Source organism: Hymenobacter crusticola (assembly GCF_002154225.1).
GTDB lineage: Bacteria > Bacteroidota > Bacteroidia > Cytophagales > Hymenobacteraceae > Hymenobacter > Hymenobacter crusticola.
This window is the reverse complement of the sequence record NZ_MTSE01000011.1, coordinates 1-20,294: the sequence shown is the minus strand read 5'-3', so window position 1 is coordinate 20,294 and position 20,294 is coordinate 1. Positions and strand designations below refer to the sequence as shown.

Below are 20,294 nucleotides of genomic sequence, written 5' to 3'. Positions count from 1 at the left end.
CGTTCTTTTGCTGGCTATCTTCGATTCTGTTTTTCTTTCTCTTCCGTAGTTTATGTCTGCGTCCACCACGCTTGCTCAGGCCAGTGCACTGTATGCTGGTCACTTTCTGTTCACCCTCGCCCGTTATGGGCTGTTTGCCGGCGTAGCCTATTTCATCTTCTGGCGTTGGCGCAAAGACCGGTGGCAGTCGCGGCGCGTGCAGCAGAAGTTTCCCGATGACAAGCACCTGCACACGGAAGTAAAATACTCACTACTTACCTGCCTTATTTTCGCGGCCGTTGGCGTCGGCATCTTCGTTGCCCGGCAGGCTGGCTACACGCGCATCTACACCAACCTAGCCGATCACAGTTGGGCGTACTTCACGTTCAGCATTCTAGCTACGATCGTAGCCCACGACGCCTATTTTTACTGGACCCACCGCTTTATGCACTTGCCGCAGGTGTTCAAGTACGTGCACCGGGTGCATCACCTGTCGCACAATCCCTCCCCGTGGGCGGCGTTCTCCTTTCATCCCCTAGAGGCCGTCATCGAAGCCGGCATTGTGCCGCTCATGGTGTGCCTTATGCCGATGCATCCGCTCGCCATTGCTGTGTTTATGATGTATATGATGGGCATGAACGTGCTAGGTCACCTAGGGTACGAGCCGTATCCTGCTGGTTTCCTGCGGACACGATTTGGCCGCCTGCACAACACCAGCACCCACCACAACATGCACCATCAGTACGTGAAAGGTAACTATGGCTTGTACTTCAATGTGTGGGACCGCCTTATGAGTACCAACCACGCCAAGTATGAAGAGCGGTTTGAAGCCGTAACGGAAGGCAAGAAGGTGCAAAAAGTGGCGAAGAAAGCAGCGTAAAAGCCTAGGTACTACCTAGCTTCATCCCTACCTAACAGTTCGCCTTATGAATCAAATGCGCGCGGACCTGCTCCGGCAGTTAGCTGAGTTTGGACAGGAGAATGACCAGCAGGCCACGCGGCGGGAGGAACGGCTGCTCAACATTACGCCGGATACCGGGCCGTTTCTGGCCCTGCTCATCAAAGCGATGCAAGCGCGAGCTGTGCTGGAAATCGGGACATCAAACGGGTATTCTACCATTTGGCTGGCCGATGCGGCACAAACCACCGACGGCCACGTGACAACCGTGGAAGTGAACAAAGCGAGGGCTGCGCAGGCGCACCATAACTTTCAGCAAGCAGCCTTAGCCGATACGATTACGCTCAAAGTAACTCCAGCCGAAAGCCTCCTGCCTACTATCGCTAGCGCCTCCTTCGACTTTATCTTCTTGGATTCGGACCGGACGCAGTATTGTGTGTGGTGGCCGCTGTTGCACCGTATCCTACGGCCGGGCGGCCTGATGGTGGTAGATAATGCCGTGTCGCACCAGCACGAGCTCGTTGATTTCTTGGCCTTGTTGGAAACTGAAGCAGGAATAGAAACGTCGCTGGTGCCGCTCGGGAAAGGCGAACTGTTGATCTGGAAGCAGCGGTAAATAGCTAGCCTAGGTTCAAGCTATTTACTCTGTAAAACTAGTCTTTGAATGCATACTTTGAAGAGTGCACCATGCAGAGAATTGCGCTTTTGTTGGTACTCTATTATTTATCCTTTGGCATGACAAGCAGTCAAGTCAAGCAGGATACTGATAAAATGAGCTTAGTTGTAAAAAGTGCTGAAAAGGAGTTTTCGAATGATTGTCTATTCATTACGCTCGAATTCAAAAATACGAGTAATAAGACGATTAGACTACCGGAATTTAATTACAAACAGATGAAAATATTATATTTTACCTCTGTTCTTGTTCAAAACGAAAGAGGGAGGATTGTTGCTGTTAAACCAGGCCCTCCAAAATTTGAGTTCGTAGAAGCTCCCGGAGAAACTACTTATATTGAAATTCCAAAAAATCAATCATATCGCCGGACAATAAACCTGAAAGGTTATTTATGGCACGGAAAGTCTAAATTAGAGCCAGGTTTGTATAGGATAAACAGCCATTACTGGAATTGGTATGGTGGTGAATGTATTAAAGGAGCTTTCCATTCAAATGAATTATTGCTCCGAATTAAAAAATAAATAGCGATAACCGGTATTATTTATTTATTCGACGGCTTCTCATTTATTAAGCAGCCTGTTTCTCTTGCTGCAACAAGTGGCAATCTTTATACTTCTTACCACTGCCACACGGACACGGGTCATTGCGCCCGAACTTGCGCTTGCTGCGCAGGGTCTTTAGCCACTCCCTAGGATCAACGCTGAAGCGCAGGAAGCGCTTCTTGGGGTTCTGGCGTAGGGCACGGCTCAGGAGTTGGTACAGCTCGGGATGGTTTTCCTGGAGCTTCTCGGGCTTCTCGAAAAAGTACTCCGTGACGACGGCGAAGAACTCGGCTTCGTTGGTGGCGCCGTAGGGGTTAATTTCGGATTTGCCATCCCGAATGGCTTGAATTTCGCGCTGCATTACCTCGGCCCAGGGTTGGAGCAACTCGGGCGGCAAGGCTAGCTTCGGCACGCCGTCGATGACACCGTCGGCTTGGTCGAGGAGGTGAGCAAATTCGTGGATGCCCACATTTTGCTTGTCCATGGCGTCGCGGAAGCCTTGCTCCAAAGAAGCCTTGGAGAGACGCATATAGTGCTGGTTTTGGAAGTTTTGCACGCTGCCTAATAGCGTGCCTTCCAGCGGTGCTACCTCTTTGTTCGGGTCTTTGTCCATCTTCCAGGCGTCGGGCACGATGAGCACTTCTCCTAGGTTGCCATATTGCCAGTCGGGGAAGCCAAAAACCGGGATGATGGCTGATGCCGCCACCAGCACGCGCGTGGAATCATCTACCTCGACCTGCACCCCGGTGATGCGCGTTTCAGCCAGAAAGATCTGCACGGCCCGCTCGAAGCGCTGCTTTTCATTTTTTGACAACGCCAGATAAAAGGCCACGCGCTCGGCTAGGATCTGGCGCCAACCGGCGGGAAAATCTTGCGCTAGCGCTGCGGCGCGCACGCGACTTTCGCGGGTCACGTAGCGGTAAAAAGCAAAAATGACGGCGGCCAGCACTGCTAGCCAGATGATGTAGTTCATGGGAGGAAAATGCAACAGCGCCCGTGTACGCACCAACGCGCCGAATGGCTAGGTTTCGGCGCTTTTTTCTCCCATAAAGCAGGTTGCGATGCTTCTCCGGCCGCATAGCTGGCGTCGTACCGGACAGACACCAATTCAAAAGTGCGTTAGGTGCTCTTGCAGCCGCTCGCGCAGCAGTTCTTGCAATACGTGGTCGAGGAACTGAAACTTATCGGGGATGCGCAGGCAGATAACGGGCTTGCCGGCTAGCTCCGGGGCAAACTTTTCGCGCAGAATATCAGCGTGTTTGCGCTCCATGACGAAGATAATATCGGCCCAACCTAGGTGCCCAGCTGTGACGCGCACCCGGGCGCCCGGCTCGGTACCGGCCGAGCGCGCCACGTAGTGCGGGTGCTGGTCGAACAGGTGCTCGGCGGTGAGGCTGCGCCAGCGGTTCTGACTGCAAATAAAGAGAAGCTGGCGAGCGTCGGGGGAGAGGTGCGGCAAAGTGACTGGTGGGCTGATCGGCGCAAAAATACGAAGGCAATTTCCTGCTTCGCTATCGAAGGCGAGGTCGTCAGACCACAACCTGCTTGCCGACCAGCAGACTTCAGGTGAGTGCGCACCACAAATGCGCGTTTATTTGCTCTGCTACAGGCTGCGCTGGTGGGCTACCTAGCCACTACAAGAGCTTGTACACCACCTCACTTTTCTTTTCTCGTTCCTGAAATAATCGGCGCTCCTTGCTCCTTCGTGGCGCTTTGTTTCCGTCCCAAAACCTCCCAATGTTGCCACTCGACCCTAAAAAACTCCTGGCTACTGCGCTGTGCGCCTTGGCTTTTGCTGCCTGCCAGCAACAGATTACCGCCTCCAATACGGCGCCGCCGTCAACTACTACCACCTCACTTTCAGCAGCTTGGCCCACCGTGAAAGCGGAAAATCGACCCTGGACGCGCTGGTGGTGGATGGGCAATGCCGTGGACGAAGCCAACCTTACCCGCAACTTAAAGCTCTACGCCGAGGCTGGGCTAGGAGGCGTGGAGATAACGCCCATCTACGGGGCCGTCGGCTACGAGCAGTCGTATATCGATTATCTCTCGCCCACCTGGATGCGCATGCTCGGTGCCACGGTGCAACAAGCCCACACCCTTGGGATGGGTGTGGATATGAACCTCGGTACCGGCTGGCCCTATGGTGGCCCGCAGATTACGCCGGAAAGTGCCGCCGGCAAGCTTGTGGTACAAACCTACGAGGTGAAGGCCGGACAGCGCCTCGCCGAAAAATTGGTGGCGCAAGATCCCAAGCAGCAAAAGCTAGGTGCCCCGCTCAAGGCTGTAGTAGCCTACGGCCCCAAAGGCGAACGACTTGACTTACTGGCGAAAGTGGACGCCAGCGGCCTGCTCGATTGGCGCCCAACGGCCGGCACCTGGCAGGTTTATGCCGCCTTTGGCGGGCACACCGGGCAGATGGTGAAGCGGGCCGCGCCCGGCGGGGCTGGTCTTACGATGGACCACTTATCGGAGCAGGCACTGAACACGTACCTGCGCCGCTTTGATACGGCGTTCGGAGGGAAGCCCGCGGGCATCCGGTCGTTTTTTAACGACAGCTACGAGGTGTACGACGCCGATTTTTCGCCTAGGTTGTTCGAGGAATTTCAGCAGCGTCGCGGCTATGACTTGCGACTGTATTTGCGCGAGCTGGTGAGTAAAGAAAATAACGACCAAGTAGCCCGCATCCGCGACGATTACCGCGAGACAGTGGCTGAAATGGTGCAGCAAAATTTCACCAAGCCTTGGACGAATTGGATTCACGGACAGAAAGCCGTTTCCAGAAACCAAGCGCACGGGGCGCCCGGCAACGTGCTCGATCTGTACGCCAGCGTAGATATTCCCGAGTGTGAAACCTTTGGCCTGACCAAGTTTCCCATTCCGGACATGCGCTACTATACCGTCGATACGAAGAACGTGCCGCCCGATCCGGTGATGATGAAGTTTGCTTCCTCCGGGGCCAACGTGATGGGCCGGGCCCTAACTTCTTCGGAAACCTTTACCTGGCTCGGGGAGCATTTCAAGGTGCCGCTGGCGCACTGCAAGCCCCAGGCCGAGCTCGCTTTCCTGACGGGCGTCAACCATATTTTTTACCACGGCACTACCTACTCGCCGGAGCAGGCCAACTGGCCGGGCTGGCTGTTCTACGCATCCACCAACTTTGCGCCCTCTAATAGCTGGTGGCCTCACCTGAAAGGGCTCAACGAGTACATCACGCGCTGCCAATCGGTGCTGCAAGCCGGCCAGGCCGACAACGACGTGCTGATGTACTGGCCCGTGTACGACGTGCGGCACAACGCCCCGCCCAAGCTCGACATGATGATCAGCATCCACACCATCGAGGAGTGGCTGTATCCCACGGCGTTCTACAAAAACGCGGTGCAACTCGCCAAAACCGGTTACGCCGTCGATTTCGTGTCGGATGCTATGATTCGGCAGGCGCAAGCCACTGGCACCAGCCTGCGGGTGGCGGCGCAAGGACCTAGCTACAAGGCGCTGATTATCCCGGCTACCGGCTACATGCCCGTCGAGACGCTGGCCAATGCGGTGAAGCTAGCTCAGCAGGGTGCCACCGTTATTTTGCAGGAACTGCCCAAAGATGTTCCCGGCTTCCACGACCTCGAGGGTCGGCGGCAGCAGTTGAAGGCCCTTACGGCGGGGCTGAGCTTCGCAGCAGCCGGCACTGGCGTGCAAGTCACTAAGGTCGGCAGCGGCCAGATCGTACTAGCCGCCGACGTGCAGCAAGCGTTGGCGTACAGTAAGATCAACCGCGAAACGCTCACCGATACGGGCTTGCAGTTTGTGCGTCGCAACGACAAGGGCACGCGCTACTACTACCTCGTCAACCACACAGCCAATACCGTCGATTCGTGGGTACCGTTGAACACCAGCGCAAAGGCTGTGACGATTCTGGACCCCCAAGATGGGCGCGCTGGGCTCGCCAGCACGACCGCCGAGGGCGGCCAAACCAAAGTGCGCCTGCAAATCAAGCCGGGTGAGTCGTTGATTCTGAAAGCAGCGGAGCAGGCGGAAGTAGCCGGGCAGCCCTGGCAATACCTAGCCCCGACCGGCACACCCGTCGCCGTCGCTGGCGACTGGAAGCTGCACTTCACCAGCGGCGGCCCCGAACTGCCCAAAGACCAAACGCTAACTAAGCTCACCTCCTGGACCGACCTAGCCGACGACAATGCCAAGCGCTTCGCTGGCACGGCCGAGTACACCGTCACGTTCACCATGCCCGCCAAAACCGGCGCCGACTACCTACTGAAGCTCGGCGACGTGCGCGAAAGCGCCCACGTGTGGATCAACGGGCAAGACGCTGGCTACATCTGGAGTCATCCGTACGAAAAGAAAGTGGGTGCCTACTTGAAGAAAGGCAAAAACACGTTAAAGCTAGAAATTGCCAACCTGATGGCGAACCGCATCATCGACCTAGACAAGCGCAAAGTGGAATGGCGTAAGTATCACGAAATCAACTTTGTGGATTTGTATTACAAGCCATTCGATGCATCCAGCTGGCCGTTGCAGCCTTCTGGCTTGCTAGGTCCGGTTACGCTACAGCCCTTAGCGGTAAGTACGGAAGCCCGAACTCAGAATAGCGGACAGTAACCACTGCTTAGGGATTTTAGCAAGGACTAGCGTCGAACTTACCAAGGCAGCGACAAAAACTAACTTACATGCTTGAGCTTATACTTATACGTATAAGGCCAAAACATCAATTTCAACGCAATCGAGCATGGCAAGTGGTAGTATTTTCATTGTAATGGGCGTATCGGGGAGCGGCAAGACGACGATAGGCGAACTACTAGCGAAAGAGCTAGCAATTCCCTTTCACGACGCCGACGATTTTCACTCGGCGGCTAACAAGGCGAAGATGGGCAACGGCATTCCGCTCACCGACGATGACCGCCGCGATTGGCTTGCGCAAATGGCCGCCGGCATCAGCGAGTGGGAGAAAACCGGTGGCGCCGTGCTAGCCTGCTCTGCCCTGAAGGAAACGTACCGCCAAACCTTGCAAGGTGGCGCCGAGCAGCCGATTCACTGGGTCTTTTTGGATGGTTCGCGCGAACTCCTGCGCAGCCGCTTAGAGCACCGCACAGACCACTACATGAAAGCCGATATGCTTGATTCGCAGTTGGAAACGCTGGAAAAACCGGGTTACGGCGTGCGTATCGAATTGAGTAACGAGCAGAGCCCGCAAAATATAGTAGCGCAAATTATCCAGGACTACGCGCCCCAGGACGTCGCCAAGTAGAGACGCGAAATATCGCGTCTCTACACGTGGCCGGGGTAGTTTAGCTAGGGGATGCTGTGCCGAGCCTAGAGCCACTTATTCCACCAACGACACCCGAATCTTGCGGCCTTTGATCTTGGCACCCGTCACGCGCTCGGCCACTTCCTGAGCTTGCTGACGCGGTACAGCCACGTAGCTGTAGTGGTCAAACACCTCGATGTGCCCTACAGCGTCGCGCTCCAAGCCGCCGTGCGCCACGAAGGTGCCTACCAGATCGTGGGCACTCACTTTGTCCTTGCGGCCTGCCGAAACGTGCAAGGTCGTGCTGACCGGTTTCGGTGTTTTGGGAGCCGCAGGGGGCAGCTTCGGCGCGTGCATAGCTTTCCACTGTATTGTCTCGGCCACGGGCCACTTCTGCACGTGGCTTTGCTCAGCGGGCGTGGCAAGCAGGTGGGCAGTGCCTTCGGCGCCCGCGCGGGCGGTGCGCCCGGCCCGGTGCTGGAAGGCATCCGCCTTATCTGGCGACTCATACTGAACCACCGTGTCCAGGGCCGTCACGTCGAGGCCGCGGGCGGCTACGTCGGTAGCTACCAGCACTTGGCTGGAGCCGTTGCGCAGCTTCATCAGGGCTTTGTCGCGCTCGGGCTGGGGCATTTTGCCGTGCAACACCTCTGCCGCCACGCCGCGCCCAACCAGGAAGCGTGCTACCTCCTGGCACTTTTCGCGCGTGTTGCAGAACACCAGCACGCGACCCGCATCGGGCTGCTGCAACAGGTGATACAATGCCGCTGGCTTCTGCTCCACCGACCCAACGTGGCCAAGCAGCGTCAGATTTTCGGGGATGCGGCCTTCCTCTTCACCTAGGTTCACCACCCGCGGCCGGGTAAGATTGGCCCGAATCAAGTTCAGCACTTTCTCCGACATCGTGGCCGAAAACAGCAGGGTTTGGCGGCGGCGCGGCAGGCGCTTCACAATTTCCACCAGCTCGTCTTGGAAACCTAGCTCCAGCAGCTTGTCGGCCTCGTCGAGCACGAGGGTCTTGAGCTGATTCGGGACGATGGTGCGGCGCTCCAAGTGGTCGAGCAGGCGGCCGGGTGTGGCTACCACGATGTGCGGGGCTTGCTTGAGGGACGAGGTTTCGTCGCGCATGGCATGGCCGCCGTAGAACGCCGCCACTCGCAGGTTGGGGAGGTATTTACCTAGCTTTTTGAGCGCGTCGCGCACCTGCAAGGCTAGCTCGCGGGCGGGTACCAGCACCAGCACCTGCATCGCATCCTGCGTCACATCCACGTGTTGCAGCACAGAAAGACCGTAAGCAGCGGTTTTGCCCGAGCCCGTTGGCGCCTGTCCGGCTACGTCTTGCCCGGCGAGTGCCATGGGCACTACTTGCTCCTGCACGGGCGTCGGCGTGGTAAAGTTGAGCTCGGTGAGGGCTTGGAGCAGGGTGGGGGCGAGACCTAGGTCGGCGAATGTGGTCATAAGAAACAAAGAATGCTAGGGCAAAGGTAGGAAGGTATCAGCGGCTACTCGTCGTTTCTCTTTTTACGACGGCCAGAACCTCGCTGCATACGTAGTGGTTGAAGAAAATTAGCGGGAGCGCCCCACGGTGCATTCCCGCGTGATCTGCCTTTACATTGAAAAGAGCGTACCCTACTAATGAGTAACAACAACGTACTGACCGCGCGCGTGCCCGCCTCGGAAGCGCAAACGGCGCCAGTGACCCCCATGAGCAACTCCCTGGTGTGGCTCATGGCCATTTCCTGCGGCTTGGTGGTCGCCAATATTTATTACAACCAGCCCCTGTTAGCGGAAATAGGCCGCACTTTCGGCTTGTCCGACAGCCACGTGAGTTTGGTAGCTACCGCCACCCAGATCGGCTACACCCTAGGGTTGCTGTTTGTGGTGCCGCTGGGCGATAAGCTAGAACGTAAGCGTCTGATCTTGCTAGAGCTGGTGCTCGCAGCCGTCGTGATGGGCGTAGCGGCCTGGGCGCCCTCTTTCACCATCCTGCTGGTAGCAAGCGTGTGGATTGGCATTTTCTCGGCAGTGCCCCAGCTGCTGATTCCTATGGCGGCCAACCTCGCCAGCAGCGCGGAACGCGGCAAAATTGTGGGAAAAGTAATGAGTGGATTATTGGTAGGCATTCTGCTCTCGCGCACCATCAGCGGATACGTAGGGGCGCATTTTGGCTGGCGTACAGTGTTCGGGGCGGGTGGCTTGGCCATGCTGCTGCTGGTAGCGGTGCTGGCCCTAAAGCTACCCAAAGACCAGCCAGTGTTTGAGGGCACGTATGGTAGCCTAATGAAATCATTGGTAACGCTCACGCGCAAGTTTGTGCCGTTGCGGCGCGCGGCGCTGGTGGGCGGCTTCCTGTTTGCTTGCTTCAGCGTCTTCTGGACAACACTAGTCTTCTTCTTGGAAGGTAGTCCTTACTTCTACAAGAGCGATGTCGTTGGCTTCTTTGGCCTGATCGGGGCGTGTGGTGCGCTGGCGGCGCCTATTGCCGGTAAAATGGCCGATAAGCGCGGCGCCGACTACGCTATTGGCCTAGGTATCTTAGCGTCGCTAGCGGCGTTTATAATCCTAGGAGTCAGTGGCCAATACCTAGTGGGACTAGTGCTAGGCATTATTTTGCTGGACGTGGGCGTGCAGGGCGCGCACATTTCCAACCAGTCCCGCATTTTTGCCCTGTTGCCGGAGGCCCGCAGCCGCCTGAATACCGTGTACATGACGGCTTATTTCATCGGGGGCTCGGTGGGCTCGGTGGTGGGCGGCGCCGCTTGGACTGCCTACCGCTGGCACGGCGTGTGTGCCGTAGGACTGTTTTTCGTGCTAATGGCCTTCCTCGCTAACCGGTTCTACGGGCGTTCTGCGGAACCAGGGCCGGTAGCCTAACGCTTTGGCTCTGAGCCGTGGTGGTCATCGTCTAGCTCTACCAGTCGGTAGCGCACGGCCGACTTCTTGGGCCGGATGTCCATCCCGACGTAGTGGGCATAAACCTTGGTAAAGCAAGCGCCGAAGTAGAAAATGATAGCGCAATAAAACACGAAGAGCAGCACCAGCACGATGCTGGACGCCGGCCCGTAAATCGGACCTAGGTTGCGCGGCACGAGCAGAAAGCCAAGCACATTCTCTCCTAGCTCAATGAGCACCGCGGTAAGAGCGGCTCCGCGCAGCACAGCTCGCCAGGGCACTTTAGCGCTGTTCAGGGTACGAAAAGTGGCTGCAAACCAAGCCGCCAGAATCAGCAGCGACGTGATAACATTCAGTACCTGGAACAGAAAGTGGCTAATGTTGACGTCGAAGCTGTGCAGGTAAGCCGTGAAGAAGCTCAGGGCAGCATCAATCAGGAAAGCGAGCATCGACAGCATGCCGGTGGCAAGGAGCAGCCCCAGCGACCGGGCCCGCTCTTTCACGATCTTGGTGAAACGCCCGCTCGCCCGTCGTGGCCGGATCTGCCAGAGCTGATTCAAAGAATTCTGAATCACCACAAACAGCGTGGTGGCAATGAACAGCAAAAAGCCAAACCCGAGCCACGTCACGAGGCGGCTGCGCTCGATGTTGGTCACGTTTTGCAGGATCTGCTGAACCAGTCCCGCCGCCGCCGTGCCTAGCAGGGCCGAGAGCTTGGTGAGCAATAGCCCCCGCACGGCCGAGCGGGAGTAAAGCGAACCAAGCAGCTGAATCAGGATGATCAGAATGGGCGGCAGGGCAAACGTGGTGAAGAATGCCGTGGCTGCCCCCAGGCGTAGCGGATCGTTGGCGGCTAACTCACGGGCGGCCCGCCGCAGCAGCAGAAAGAAATCCGTCCAGACTTTCGGCCGGGGCTGACCCGGTTGGCGTACTTTTGTCATTAACTCGCGTACAATCCGTGGGCGCGAGGCCACGCGGAGCAGAAACGAAGGTACTGCCCCGCGCTTGAATGGACTAACGCCCACCGCACCAAAATTTGTTGCTCAAAAACTACGACTGCTTTGTCTCTGCCACCCGCGTCGCCCGCTTCTTCTTCTGGTCCTGTCGCCTGGCTGCGTCGCCGCGTGGTCGATCCGCTGCTGCACTTACTCAAGCAGGGATTGTCGCCGAGCCAGTTGGCCCTTACTGTTGCTTTGGGGGTGGTGTTTGGCCTAGTGCCTTTCCTGGGCGGTACCACTTTTCTCGTCACCATCACGGCCGTGCGCCTGCGACTGAACGTAGCGGCTATGCTGCTCGTGAGCCACTTGCTCAGCCCGGTGCAATTGCTGCTCATCATCCCATTATTGCGCTTGGGTGCGCGCCTGTTTGGCCAAGGTCCTGCACCCGACCTGACAATGGCTAAGCTCCGCCACTTGCTGGAGCACGACCTAGGGGGAGCGTTTAGTCTGCTGTGGCGTGCTGAGCTGGGGGCTCTACTGCTGTGGGCGCTGGGGTCGGTGGTGCTGGCGGGGCTGTTGTACCTAGGCCTGCGGCCGGTATTCAAGCGAATTATTGCGCGGCAGGCGGCATAAACGACAGAGCGTCAAGCTCCGAATCTGGGGCCTGACGCTCTGGGTAACTCTCTCGGAAAAAACCAGACAAGTAGCTTAGGCGCGCTGGTAGGTCGGCTCGACTTGCTGGAAATATTGGTTCAGCGGCTCGTCGGAGCTTGGGTCAATCAGCATCATATCCACAAACTGGTGCGTGCTCGACAAATTACCCTGGATAACGGGGCCTAGCTCTTGCAGGAAGGCTGGGTCGTTGGTTTCCGTCTGGAAGGCCAGTAGCAAGCGCGGCGGCTCCTCGCTGTTTTCCAATCGCAGTTCAGCTAGGTGCGCAACTTCGATAAATGGGTGTTCGGCGCAGTAAGCTCTTAGCGCTTCTATCAGCGCCGTTGGCTCCTCGGCGGGCGGGCCGATGAGCATTTGGGCACCTTCTGGCGGCGCGCCAGCGCCTTGGAAAAGATTACCCGACAACAAATCGGCTATTTCAGCAGCGGGCAGCAATTTGCCCACCACCGAGAAGGGGTTCAACGCGCAGTCGGCGCCCTGCACCATGTTGAATAGATCGAAGCCGCGCAAACGCAGGTAGGACAGCGGCTCTGGTACGTTCTCCCCGTCAAAAATTCGATCTTTCGAGGTAAACACCGGAATCTTACCGTCGTGCAGTACTTGCAGCTGAATTTCGCTGCCCGCTTCCACCGTTACTTCGCCGGCTGGTACCCCTTCTTTGGGCGCCGTAATCACGATAACCTCTTCTTGCAGCAGCGCCTGGTAGAAGCCGGGGCGTACTTGTGGCTCGGTGGCGGCGCGCATCAGCAGCTCTTCCAAGATGTTGGTGGGCTGGAAGGCCGGCGGTTGCGGCATTGGGGGCATAGGCGGAATCACTGGCGCCGGTGGTGCTGCGGGAGCTGGCGCTGTGTAGTTAGAGCCTTTATAACGTGGACCCGCGGCCCCAGGAGTCGTGGTCGGAGCAGCAGAGGAATCGGCCGGTGCTGGCGTAGCAGGGGCGTCGGTAGGCTTTTTAGATTTTAGAAAGTCGAAGAGACCCATAGGTATAAATGATTTGGACTGGCAAGCTACTGAGGATTGAGGAAAAACTTAACCTGCTCGCACTATAGATTTTTGAAGATAGGATTAGGCAAAACTAATACCTAGGCAACTACAATACCTAGCCTAGGCCTACAGCCCGCGCGCCCCGCCACAGTACTGCAGCTCGTCGGCCACCTCCCGAATTGTCCAGACTTCGCCTTTATTTCCCCAAGAGGTTTGGACGAAGTTCAGCAAATTAGTGATTTCCGAATCGGTGAGGCTTTCGTTGCCGGGCATCAACTGATTGTATTTCACGCCGTTCACTACAATTTCGCCGGCCAAGCCTTTGCGTAGCTGGCAAGGGAGGCTGCTGCGGTGCTGGGCTAGGTAATCGGAGCCAGCTAGAGGCGGGATAAGGCGGCGCAAGCCTTCCCCTTGTTCGCCGTGGCAGCTGGCACACCGCTGAGCGTAGAGGCGGGCACCTTCGTCTTTCCGCTTGGTAAAGCAGCCGGCGAGCAGCAGTATGGCCACTAGCACGGCCGCGGCCCGCACCCATTGCAGTGGACCTAGCTTCATCGGGCGGCAGTTTGCTTTTCGGCTTCTATCTCCTTCAGCAGCACCGGAATATCCTGCATCAGTTTGTTTACCTGGCTGGGCTCCATGCCGTCGTACACCCCGCGAATGTGGCGCTGTGGATCGACCAGCGCGAAGGTGCCGCTGTGTGCAAAGCCGCCTTTCACGGTTGCATCTTCCATGGCACCCGTCATATAGGCGCGGGCTAGGCTAAAAATTGTGTCGTGCGGGGCGGTGGCAAAGTGCCAGCGGCTAGCATCCTTGATCCCGAGACGCTCGGCATAGTCGCGCAGCACCGGAATAGAGTCGTGCGCCGGGTCGATGGTGTGGGAGAGAAACAGCACCCGTGGGTCGCCCTGAAACTTCTCGTACACGCGCAGCAGCTCGCTCTGCATCTTGGGGCAAATGCTAGGACAAGTCGCGAAGAAAAAGTCTGTCACGTAGATCTTGCCCTTGAAGGTATCGTTGGTAATGGTTTTGCGGTCCTGATTGGTGAGCGTGAAGCTAGGTACCGTAAAAATAGTGTCGGCCGGCCCACTAATCGGCTCGGGCTGCATGGCCCGGTCGCCATAGTAGGGCAGGTGCGTGGCCGTTTCAGAAGGGGCGTTCTTAGAAGAGCAAGCAGGAAACAGGATGGTGCCGGTCAGGGCCAGCAAACTCACGTGCACGGCACGACGAAAAACGGAAGAAATCATTGGGCGGAAGGTTGGGAAGCCGGTTGGGCGTGCTTAAGCACACGCTGCGCCGAATCAATACTATGTTCCATCAGTACCCCGACGGAATCAATGAACTGTTGCTGTTTTTGAAAGTAAGCCAGCTGCTGATCGGCTGCCACCGAAGCAGCGGGCTTGTGATACTGGTGCATCCAACTCATCATAGCTGCATCGGCTGCCAGCAAAGACCGGCGGCGTTGGCCCGCTTCTACCGTATCAGGCAGGCTAGCTTTCTGAAGCTGCTGCCGCAGGTCGTAGAGCTGGTCCATCTTGCCCATCAGCTCGTCGTGCTTGCCTAGCACAGCTTTTTCGGCGGTTTCAGCTTTTTGCTCCTCACTTTCCAGCGAGAGGCAGGCGGGCAGCACCGTCAGAAGGGACCAGGCTGCAAGTAAGAGGGTAAAACGAGAGAATTCCACGGCGCGAAGGTACAGCACGCGCGCGGAAGCCAGCACGTGCACCGATACAACAATCGGCGGCGGGTGGGTTGTTCAATAAACAACGCCTTACTAAGAGGATGTTCGCCCACCTAGGTGGGGCAAAGTTGCCCTTCTCCAAAAGGCCGCCCTGTCAGCAGTGGGCAAGGCGTGGTAAAAATAAATAAGCAGAATAGAAGCGAAAGTGCTGGAGAATTATCCTATTTGCTTTAGGAGTGTCTATTGACGAGCTTGGCTCTCGTGAGGTGATTAGTTTTTTCGGAATTATTCTTTTAATCTATTATCACGTGCTTTATGCGTCACGCACTTCTGCTGATGGCGGTGGTCCTCGGAGTTACCGTTGCTAGTTGTCAAAGTACAAAAGGAATTGCCCACTTCCCTGCGGTACGCGAGTATGGCCCACGCTCAACAGCCCCACTGCTGGTAGCCTCCGCTGAGCAAGCGGAACCCGTGCTACCGGCCGCAGTGTCGAATGAAGCTCCCGCAGCGCAGACAATCGACCGGCCACAGGCCCCGGTGCCGACCATGGCGGAAATCAAGCCCTTGGAAGCTCCCGCCGACACCTTGAAGAAAGTGCTGTTACCAACGCCAAGCAGCAAGCCCGACCCCGCTACTACCGGGGTAAATGTGGTAGGTGGGGTCCTGACCGCCGGGGGCCTAGCAGTTGTAATTGCTAGCGCCAACGCTGACACTGGCGGAGAATGGCCGGGCCTGGCAAAGGCTATGGGGGGCTTCCTAGGGTTGATGCTGATGATAGCTGGCGTGGCTCTACTGTTTTTTCAAGGGAAAAACGGCCGACTGCGCCGTTTGCGCGAAGAACGCAGAGCTGCCAGAAGAGCGCTTATTTCTCCTACGGCAGCGCCAGAAGCAACCTCAGATGCACCTACCGAGGAGAAAACAGCCACCAAAAGCATAGGCCAACGCAGCAAAGTTGGGCTAAGTTTAATAATTGCTGCAGGCATCTTATTGCTCCTGAGCCTTTTGCCTGTCGGCTTGTTTTTTATTAGCTTACCTATAGCATTTATTCTGCTGCTGGTGGGGGTGATCCTCATGCTAGCTGGCTAGCATACGCTGCTAGCTTATCAGAAGGCCAGCCGAAACACGCTGCCCGCGCCTTCCACCGACTGCACCTGGATGCTGCCTTTGTGCAGGTGCATGATCTGCCGGGCTAGACTAAGTCCAATTCCCGACCCATTCGGACGCGTGGTGAAAAAGGGAATAAAAATACTGTCCAGCAGGTCAGTCGGAATGCCGCTGCCATTATCCAGCACTTCGAGCACGACCCGCCCGTCGGCTGTGCTTTTGCCTATTAGCTGAATTCGCGGCTGCGAGCATTCCGCTACGGCATGTGCTGCGTTAAGCACCAAGTTGATCAGCACTTGCTCCATGAGTTGGCTATCGGCTTGCAGAAGCAAATCGGCCGGTTGAACGGAAAGGACTAACTCAATGTGCTGTTCGGCGAGCTGGCGCGCTAGCAACGCACGAATGCTCTGAAACAGCTCCTGCACGTAGATAGTGGTGAGCAGGGGCGTCGTGATTTTGCTGAAATTGCGGTACACTTGGGCAAAGTTCAGCAGCCCCTCGCTGCGGTGCTGAATGATGCGGATGCCCTCTTCCACATCGTCGAGCAAGTCGGAGTCGGTGCCGAGCGACACGGCGGCTTTTGCCTTTTCCAGGTGCACGTGGCGACGCAATGTGTCAGCCAGTGAGGCAATTGGTGCTACCGAGTTCATAATCTCGTGGGTCATCACGCGCAGCAGCTTCTGCCACGCCTCGGTCTGGGTTTCCTCCAAGGTATGGCTTACGTTTTTGAAGGCAACTAATGTGAAGCTGCGCTGGTGGATCTTAAAGGAGGTTGCCGACAGTAAGAGCTGCATCGTTTTTTGCCCAACAGTCAGCTTCACTACTGCCGGGACGCCGACTTGTAGCTGCTGAATGGCCTCGTGCAACACCGGATGGCGCTTCTGCAAAGCGTGCATGTTGCGCAGATACGGCAGCTCCAAGATCTGCTTAAACGACTCGTTTACCCACTCCACCTGCCCGTTTGAGTCGTAGGAGATAATACCCGTGTCGATCAGTGCCAAGATGGTTTGCAGGTACGTAAACTGCGCTTCCTTCTCGGCGCTCAGCTGGCGAAAGGTGCCGTTTAGCTGGTTGAAAGCGGTGTGAAGCTGTTTTAGGGCCGGGTCGGTATGCGCTTCATTGAAGTGCTGGGAAAAGTCGCGGTATTTTACGGCCAGCAGAAAGCTCGCTAGCTCCTGGTTGCTGCGCGTGACGTAGCGGGCTAGCTCCAACCCTAGCCCTACAATCAGAAAACCCAGGAACAACGCGGGCATGTAGGCGCTTTGGTGCGCGTAATGCACGGCTGCGTACAACAAGGCAAACAGCCCCAGCAGTCGAATCAAAATACCAACGTCGAACCGCTTAAAGATCATGTTTTTCGAGGCGACGGTAGAGGGCAGTGCGCGTAATACCTAGCTCCTTGGCGGCCTTAGTGATGTTGCCGTTGTGCCGCTCAATGACGCGCAGGATTGTGTTTTTTTCCACTTCCTGCAACTGCAAAGGCCCCGTTGGGTACGCCAGCAGGCTTGGCGCAGGCTGTGGCGTTTCCATGGCCGAAAATGTAAAGTCCTGGGGACGTAGCACGTTACCGTCGGCCAGGATAACGGCCCGCTCCACGGCGTGCTGTAGCTCCCGAATGTTGCCGGGCCAACTATGCTGCTTGAGCTTTTTGAGCGTAGCCAGCTCAAACTCGGGAGTGGGCTTGTGGTTGCGGGTTGCGTACAACGCCGCAAAATGGCGAGCTAGCAGCAGCACGTCGTCGCCCCGCTCCCGGAGGGGCGGTAAGGTGATTTCAACGGTATTGATGCGATAAATCAGGTCTTTCCGAAACTGCTGGGTGGCCGCAAGCTCGTAGAGCGGGGCATTGGTGGCCGAAATAAGTCGAATATCGACGGGTACGGGCGTATTGCTGCCCACCGGAATTATCTGTCGGTTTTGCAGGGCTGTGAGCAATTTGGCCTGTTGCGGCAGCGAGATGTTGCCAATCTCATCCAGAAACAGCGTGCCCGTGGAGGCCGCTTCAAACCGCCCGATTCGGTCGTCTTTGGCATCGGTAAAGGAGCCTTTTTTGTGTCCAAAAAGCTCGCTTTCGAAGATTCCCTCGCTCATGGCGGCTAGGTCGGCCGTCACGAAGGGCTTGTTGGCGCGAAAAGAACGTTGGTGCAACGCTTTGGCAACAAGCTCTTTGCCCGTGCCATTCTCGCCGAGCAGCAGTACGTTGGCTTCGGTAGGCGCTACCTTCTCTATTTTGTGAAACAGCTCCTGCATCGGCTCTGAATTGCCCAGAATAGCATCGGCGGCGAAGGACGTGGGGCGCTTGGGCTGGCTATTGGCGGGGCTAGCTTTCCGCGCTTTCTGCTGCAAGGCGGCGTTCAGCGTTTCCAGAAACTTCTCGTTGTGCCAAGGCTTAACGATAAAATCGGTGGCACCGGCCTTCAACGACCGCACGGCCGTGCTGATTTCGCCGTGTGCGGTAATCATAATCACGGTGGCCTGCTGGTCGCGCTCCAGGATGCGGCCGAGCCAGTAGAGGCCTTCGTTGCCGGTACCTAGGGTGCTCTTGAAGTTCATATCCAAGAAGATAGCGTCGAACGACTGCCGACTTAAGAGCGGAAGTAGGTTCTCCGGGTTCTTCTCGGTCACGACTTCCTGCACCTCGGTTTTGAGCAACATCTTCACGGCAAACAGCACATCGCTGTCGTCATCAACTATCAGCACGCGCGCCTTACGGAAAGTCATTGAACTATTGAAAATAGAAGAAGAAAGAGCCAGTCGGAAACCTAGGTACTATGCATTCGAATGCCAACCACAAACTATACTAATTTACAAAAAGGCCGATTCTGGCGTGCTAGACAGGTTTCTGCGCTGAGCACAGACCAATGTGTATCAGGACCGGACGGTGCAGTGTATCGAAAACGAACAGTTTTACTGCCTCTTAAGATATATTTAGTTGTAAGTAGTTTATTTTCAAGTATTTGTACGAGTGGCATAATCCTTACGGCGGGTCAGATAACCGCGGTTGGCAAGGTAAGCAACGAGCGGGGAGCGACATGGACGTAATAATTCAACAGAAAACCTGGACCACCCGCAAGCTACTGCTCCTGGCAGGTGTGGTGCTCGTGGCGGGGCTCGTGGCGGCTAGCTTCTTCTCCACGGCTGGCCCAACCAAGCTGAACGTTGACCCTGAGCGCATTACCATCAGCGAGGTCACCAAAGGCGCGTTTCAGGAGTTTATTCCCATCGATGGCACCGTGATGCCCATCAAAACTATTTACCTGGATGCTACCGAGGGCGGCACGGTGAAAAGTATTTTGGTGGAAGACGGCGCCGCGCTAGTGCCCGGTCAGCCCATTTTGCAGCTAGTGAACAGCGACTTGCAGCTGGAAATGGTGAACCGCGAAACGGCCGTGTTCGACCTGATGAATAACCTGCAAAACACGCGCAACCTGATGCAGCAAAACCGGATCCAACAGCTCAACCAGCTAGCCGACGTCGACTACCAGCTGAAGGAAGCCAAGCGCATCTACGAACTCAACAAAACGCTCTACGAGCAGAAGGTTATTTCGCGTCAGGATTTCAACCAGAGTCAGAACACCTACCAGCACCAAGTGCGCAAGCAGCAACTCACCCGCCAAACCCTGCGCCAGGATTCGCTTGCTACACGCCAGCAAATCAACCAGATGCAGCAGTCGGTGGCGCGCATGCAGAGCAACCTAGCCCTAATGCGCAAGAAGATGGACGACCTCACCATGAAGGCGCCGGTGGCCGGGCGCCTTACCTCCCTGAACGCCGAAATTGGGGAGTCGAAAGCCCGCGGGCAACGCATCGGGCAACTCGATATGCTCAACGGCCTGAAGGTACGCGCCAACATTGACGAGTACTATATCTCGCGCATCTTCCCGGGGCAGCAAGGCGAGTTTGTGCTCAACGATAAACGCTACGCGCTCAGCGTGAAAAAGATCTATACCCAGGTAGCCAAGGGCTTACAAGTAGATATGGAGTTTGTGGGGACGCCACCGGCCGACATTCGCCGCGGACAAACCTTGCAAGTACGCCTTGCTCTGAGCGACCAAACCCAGGCCGTGCTGGTGCCCAAAGGCGGCTTCAACCAGAAAACCGGCGGCAACTGGATTTTCAAGGTAAACGAAAGCGGCACCAAAGCCTACAAAGCCGACATTCGTCTCGGGCGCCAAAACCCGGAGTACTACGAAGTGCTGGAAGGCTTGAAACCCGGCGATAAAGTAGTCACCTCCAGCTACGAAGGTTACGACGACATGGGCGAGCTCGTGCTCAAAAACAAGTCGGAATAATTTATCCTACCTAACCAACACCCGAAATAATGAGCCACATGATTAAGATCGAAAACCTGGAAAAAGTGTACCGCACGGAAGAGGTCGAGACCAAAGCCCTAAACAAGGTTTCGCTGCACGTGAGCGAGGGCGAGTTTGTCGCCATCATGGGGCCTTCGGGATGCGGCAAGTCTACTTTGCTGAACATCATTGGCTTGCTAGACGAGCCAGATGGCGGCAGCTTGCAGTTTGCCGGCACTGAAATCGCGCACTACACCGAACGCAAGCGGGCCGAGCTGCGCAAGCGGGACCTAGGTTTCGTCTTTCAGAGCTTCAACCTGATTGACGAACTAACGGTGGTAGAGAACGTGGAGCTGCCGCTCGTCTACCTAGGGGTAAGCGCGGTCGAGCGCAA

Annotated in this window: 20 protein-coding genes; 10 read left to right on the top strand and 10 right to left on the bottom strand. The window is 56.6% G+C overall.

The annotated features are described in order from the left end of the window. Nucleotides 1-52: 52 nt before the first annotated feature. The 3 genes from BXP70_RS18570 to BXP70_RS18560 are packed head-to-tail and all read left to right on the top strand — an operon-like array spanning nucleotide 53 to nucleotide 2,071. Nucleotides 53-859: a sterol desaturase family protein gene (locus BXP70_RS18570; RefSeq protein WP_086595618.1), complete on the top strand. Its 807-nt coding sequence runs from the start codon at nucleotides 53-55 to the stop codon at nucleotides 857-859. Between the two features lie 46 nt (nucleotides 860-905). Beyond that, nucleotides 906-1,493, top strand: a complete 588-nt coding sequence (locus BXP70_RS18565) for an O-methyltransferase (RefSeq protein ID WP_086595617.1) — start codon at nucleotides 906-908, stop codon at nucleotides 1,491-1,493. A gap of 44 nt (nucleotides 1,494-1,537) precedes the next feature. Further along, nucleotides 1,538-2,071, top strand: coding sequence for a hypothetical protein (locus tag BXP70_RS18560; protein ID WP_143436572.1), 534 nt, complete (start codon nucleotides 1,538-1,540; stop codon nucleotides 2,069-2,071). A gap of 46 nt (nucleotides 2,072-2,117) precedes the next feature. Here BXP70_RS18560 and BXP70_RS18555 read toward each other — a convergent pair whose 3' ends face one another. Together BXP70_RS18555 and BXP70_RS18550 are read right to left on the bottom strand one after the other, a co-directional pair. Further along, nucleotides 2,118-3,065, bottom strand: coding sequence for a M90 family metallopeptidase (locus BXP70_RS18555; RefSeq protein WP_086595729.1), 948 nt, complete (start codon nucleotides 3,063-3,065; stop codon nucleotides 2,118-2,120). A 135-nt stretch (nucleotides 3,066-3,200) separates the two neighbouring features. Then, nucleotides 3,201-3,551 (bottom strand): low molecular weight protein tyrosine phosphatase family protein, encoded by a 351-nt coding sequence (locus BXP70_RS18550; RefSeq protein ID WP_143436571.1) that lies wholly within the window; start codon nucleotides 3,549-3,551, stop codon nucleotides 3,201-3,203. A gap of 278 nt (nucleotides 3,552-3,829) precedes the next feature. On the opposite strand from BXP70_RS18550, the gene BXP70_RS18545 reads away from it, so the two are divergent. Both BXP70_RS18545 and BXP70_RS18540 read left to right on the top strand, forming a co-directional pair. Beyond that, nucleotides 3,830-6,700: a glycosyl hydrolase gene (locus BXP70_RS18545; protein WP_086595615.1), complete on the top strand. Its 2,871-nt coding sequence runs from the start codon at nucleotides 3,830-3,832 to the stop codon at nucleotides 6,698-6,700. Between the two features lie 127 nt (nucleotides 6,701-6,827). Beyond that, nucleotides 6,828-7,346 (top strand): gluconokinase, encoded by a 519-nt coding sequence (locus BXP70_RS18540; protein ID WP_086595614.1) that lies wholly within the window; start codon nucleotides 6,828-6,830, stop codon nucleotides 7,344-7,346. A 75-nt stretch (nucleotides 7,347-7,421) separates the two neighbouring features. Here BXP70_RS18540 and BXP70_RS18535 read toward each other — a convergent pair whose 3' ends face one another. Next, a complete protein-coding gene (locus tag BXP70_RS18535; protein WP_086595613.1) occupies nucleotides 7,422-8,804 on the bottom strand; it encodes a DEAD/DEAH box helicase in 1,383 nt (460 codons plus the stop codon). A 177-nt stretch (nucleotides 8,805-8,981) separates the two neighbouring features. Between BXP70_RS18535 and BXP70_RS18530 the strand changes: the two genes are divergently transcribed. Further along, a complete protein-coding gene (locus BXP70_RS18530) occupies nucleotides 8,982-10,220 on the top strand; it encodes an MFS transporter (protein ID WP_245849679.1) in 1,239 nt (412 codons plus the stop codon). Here BXP70_RS18530 and BXP70_RS18525 read toward each other — a convergent pair. Further along, a complete protein-coding gene (locus BXP70_RS18525; RefSeq protein WP_143436570.1) occupies nucleotides 10,217-11,212 on the bottom strand; it encodes a YihY/virulence factor BrkB family protein in 996 nt (331 codons plus the stop codon). The two genes, BXP70_RS18530 and BXP70_RS18525, sit on opposite strands and share 4 nt — an antisense overlap. 87 nt (nucleotides 11,213-11,299) lie before the next feature. Between BXP70_RS18525 and BXP70_RS18520 the strand changes: the two genes are divergently transcribed. Further along, entirely contained in the window at nucleotides 11,300-11,809 is a 510-nt protein-coding gene (locus BXP70_RS18520; RefSeq protein ID WP_179197741.1) for a DUF2062 domain-containing protein, read from the top strand. A gap of 75 nt (nucleotides 11,810-11,884) precedes the next feature. Here BXP70_RS18520 and BXP70_RS18515 read toward each other — a convergent pair whose 3' ends face one another. The 4 genes from BXP70_RS18515 to BXP70_RS18500 form a co-directional block, all read right to left on the bottom strand. After that, nucleotides 11,885-12,829 carry an enhanced serine sensitivity protein SseB C-terminal domain-containing protein gene (locus BXP70_RS18515; protein WP_086595610.1) on the bottom strand — a complete coding sequence of 315 codons (945 nt, stop codon included), beginning with the start codon at nucleotides 12,827-12,829 and terminating at the stop codon, nucleotides 11,885-11,887. A gap of 129 nt (nucleotides 12,830-12,958) precedes the next feature. Beyond that, entirely contained in the window at nucleotides 12,959-13,384 is a 426-nt protein-coding gene (locus BXP70_RS18510) for a c-type cytochrome (RefSeq protein WP_086595609.1), read from the bottom strand. After that, nucleotides 13,381-14,076: an SCO family protein gene (locus BXP70_RS18505; protein ID WP_086595608.1), complete on the bottom strand. Its 696-nt coding sequence runs from the start codon at nucleotides 14,074-14,076 to the stop codon at nucleotides 13,381-13,383. The genes BXP70_RS18510 and BXP70_RS18505 overlap by 4 nt, the downstream gene beginning before the upstream one ends. Further along, nucleotides 14,073-14,510: a hypothetical protein gene (locus BXP70_RS18500; RefSeq protein ID WP_143436569.1), complete on the bottom strand. Its 438-nt coding sequence runs from the start codon at nucleotides 14,508-14,510 to the stop codon at nucleotides 14,073-14,075. The genes BXP70_RS18505 and BXP70_RS18500 overlap by 4 nt, the downstream gene beginning before the upstream one ends. A 312-nt stretch (nucleotides 14,511-14,822) precedes the next feature. On the opposite strand from BXP70_RS18500, the gene BXP70_RS18495 reads away from it, so the two are divergent. After that, entirely contained in the window at nucleotides 14,823-15,593 is a 771-nt protein-coding gene (locus BXP70_RS18495; RefSeq protein WP_143436568.1) for a hypothetical protein, read from the top strand. 17 nt (nucleotides 15,594-15,610) lie between these two features. On the opposite strand, the gene BXP70_RS18490 is transcribed toward BXP70_RS18495, so the two are convergent. Next, nucleotides 15,611-16,963, bottom strand: a complete 1,353-nt coding sequence (locus BXP70_RS18490) for a sensor histidine kinase (protein WP_086595605.1) — start codon at nucleotides 16,961-16,963, stop codon at nucleotides 15,611-15,613. Further along, on the bottom strand, nucleotides 16,953-18,329 hold the full coding sequence (locus BXP70_RS18485; RefSeq protein ID WP_086595604.1) for a sigma-54-dependent transcriptional regulator: 1,377 nt from the start codon (nucleotides 18,327-18,329) through the stop codon (nucleotides 16,953-16,955). Before BXP70_RS18485 ends, BXP70_RS18490 begins: the two co-directional genes overlap by 11 nt. 311 nt (nucleotides 18,330-18,640) lie before the next feature. Between BXP70_RS18485 and BXP70_RS18480 the strand changes: the two genes are divergently transcribed. Together BXP70_RS18480 and BXP70_RS18475 are read left to right on the top strand one after the other, a co-directional pair. Further along, entirely contained in the window at nucleotides 18,641-19,900 is a 1,260-nt protein-coding gene (locus BXP70_RS18480; protein WP_086595603.1) for an efflux RND transporter periplasmic adaptor subunit, read from the top strand. 38 nt (nucleotides 19,901-19,938) lie between these two features. Beyond that, the coding region (locus BXP70_RS18475; RefSeq protein WP_143436582.1) for an ABC transporter ATP-binding protein at nucleotides 19,939-20,294 on the top strand (356 nt) is incomplete at its 3' end.

Bases quoted from the DNA above. Each gene is read 5' to 3' on its own strand.
- BXP70_RS18570 (WP_086595618.1), top strand. From the start codon at position 53: ATGTCTGCGTCCACCACGCTTGCTCAGGCCAGTGCACTGTATGCTGGT.
- BXP70_RS18565 (WP_086595617.1), top strand. From the start codon at position 906: ATGAATCAAATGCGCGCGGACCTGCTCCGGCAGTTAGCTGAGTTTGGA.
- BXP70_RS18490 (WP_086595605.1), bottom strand. From the start codon at position 16,963: ATGATCTTTAAGCGGTTCGACGTTGGTATTTTGATTCGACTGCTGGGG.
- BXP70_RS18505 (WP_086595608.1), bottom strand. From the start codon at position 14,076: ATGATTTCTTCCGTTTTTCGTCGTGCCGTGCACGTGAGTTTGCTGGCC.
- BXP70_RS18485 (WP_086595604.1), bottom strand. From the start codon at position 18,329: ATGACTTTCCGTAAGGCGCGCGTGCTGATAGTTGATGACGACAGCGAT.
- BXP70_RS18510 (WP_086595609.1), bottom strand. From the start codon at position 13,384: ATGAAGCTAGGTCCACTGCAATGGGTGCGGGCCGCGGCCGTGCTAGTG.
- BXP70_RS18540 (WP_086595614.1), top strand. From the start codon at position 6,828: ATGGCAAGTGGTAGTATTTTCATTGTAATGGGCGTATCGGGGAGCGGC.
- BXP70_RS18555 (WP_086595729.1), bottom strand. From the start codon at position 3,065: ATGAACTACATCATCTGGCTAGCAGTGCTGGCCGCCGTCATTTTTGCT.
- BXP70_RS18535 (WP_086595613.1), bottom strand. From the start codon at position 8,804: ATGACCACATTCGCCGACCTAGGTCTCGCCCCCACCCTGCTCCAAGCC.
- BXP70_RS18495 (WP_143436568.1), top strand. From the start codon at position 14,823: ATGCGTCACGCACTTCTGCTGATGGCGGTGGTCCTCGGAGTTACCGTT.
- BXP70_RS18530 (WP_245849679.1), top strand. From the start codon at position 8,982: ATGAGTAACAACAACGTACTGACCGCGCGCGTGCCCGCCTCGGAAGCG.
- BXP70_RS18515 (WP_086595610.1), bottom strand. From the start codon at position 12,829: ATGGGTCTCTTCGACTTTCTAAAATCTAAAAAGCCTACCGACGCCCCT.
- BXP70_RS18545 (WP_086595615.1), top strand. From the start codon at position 3,830: ATGTTGCCACTCGACCCTAAAAAACTCCTGGCTACTGCGCTGTGCGCC.
- BXP70_RS18480 (WP_086595603.1), top strand. From the start codon at position 18,641: ATGGACGTAATAATTCAACAGAAAACCTGGACCACCCGCAAGCTACTG.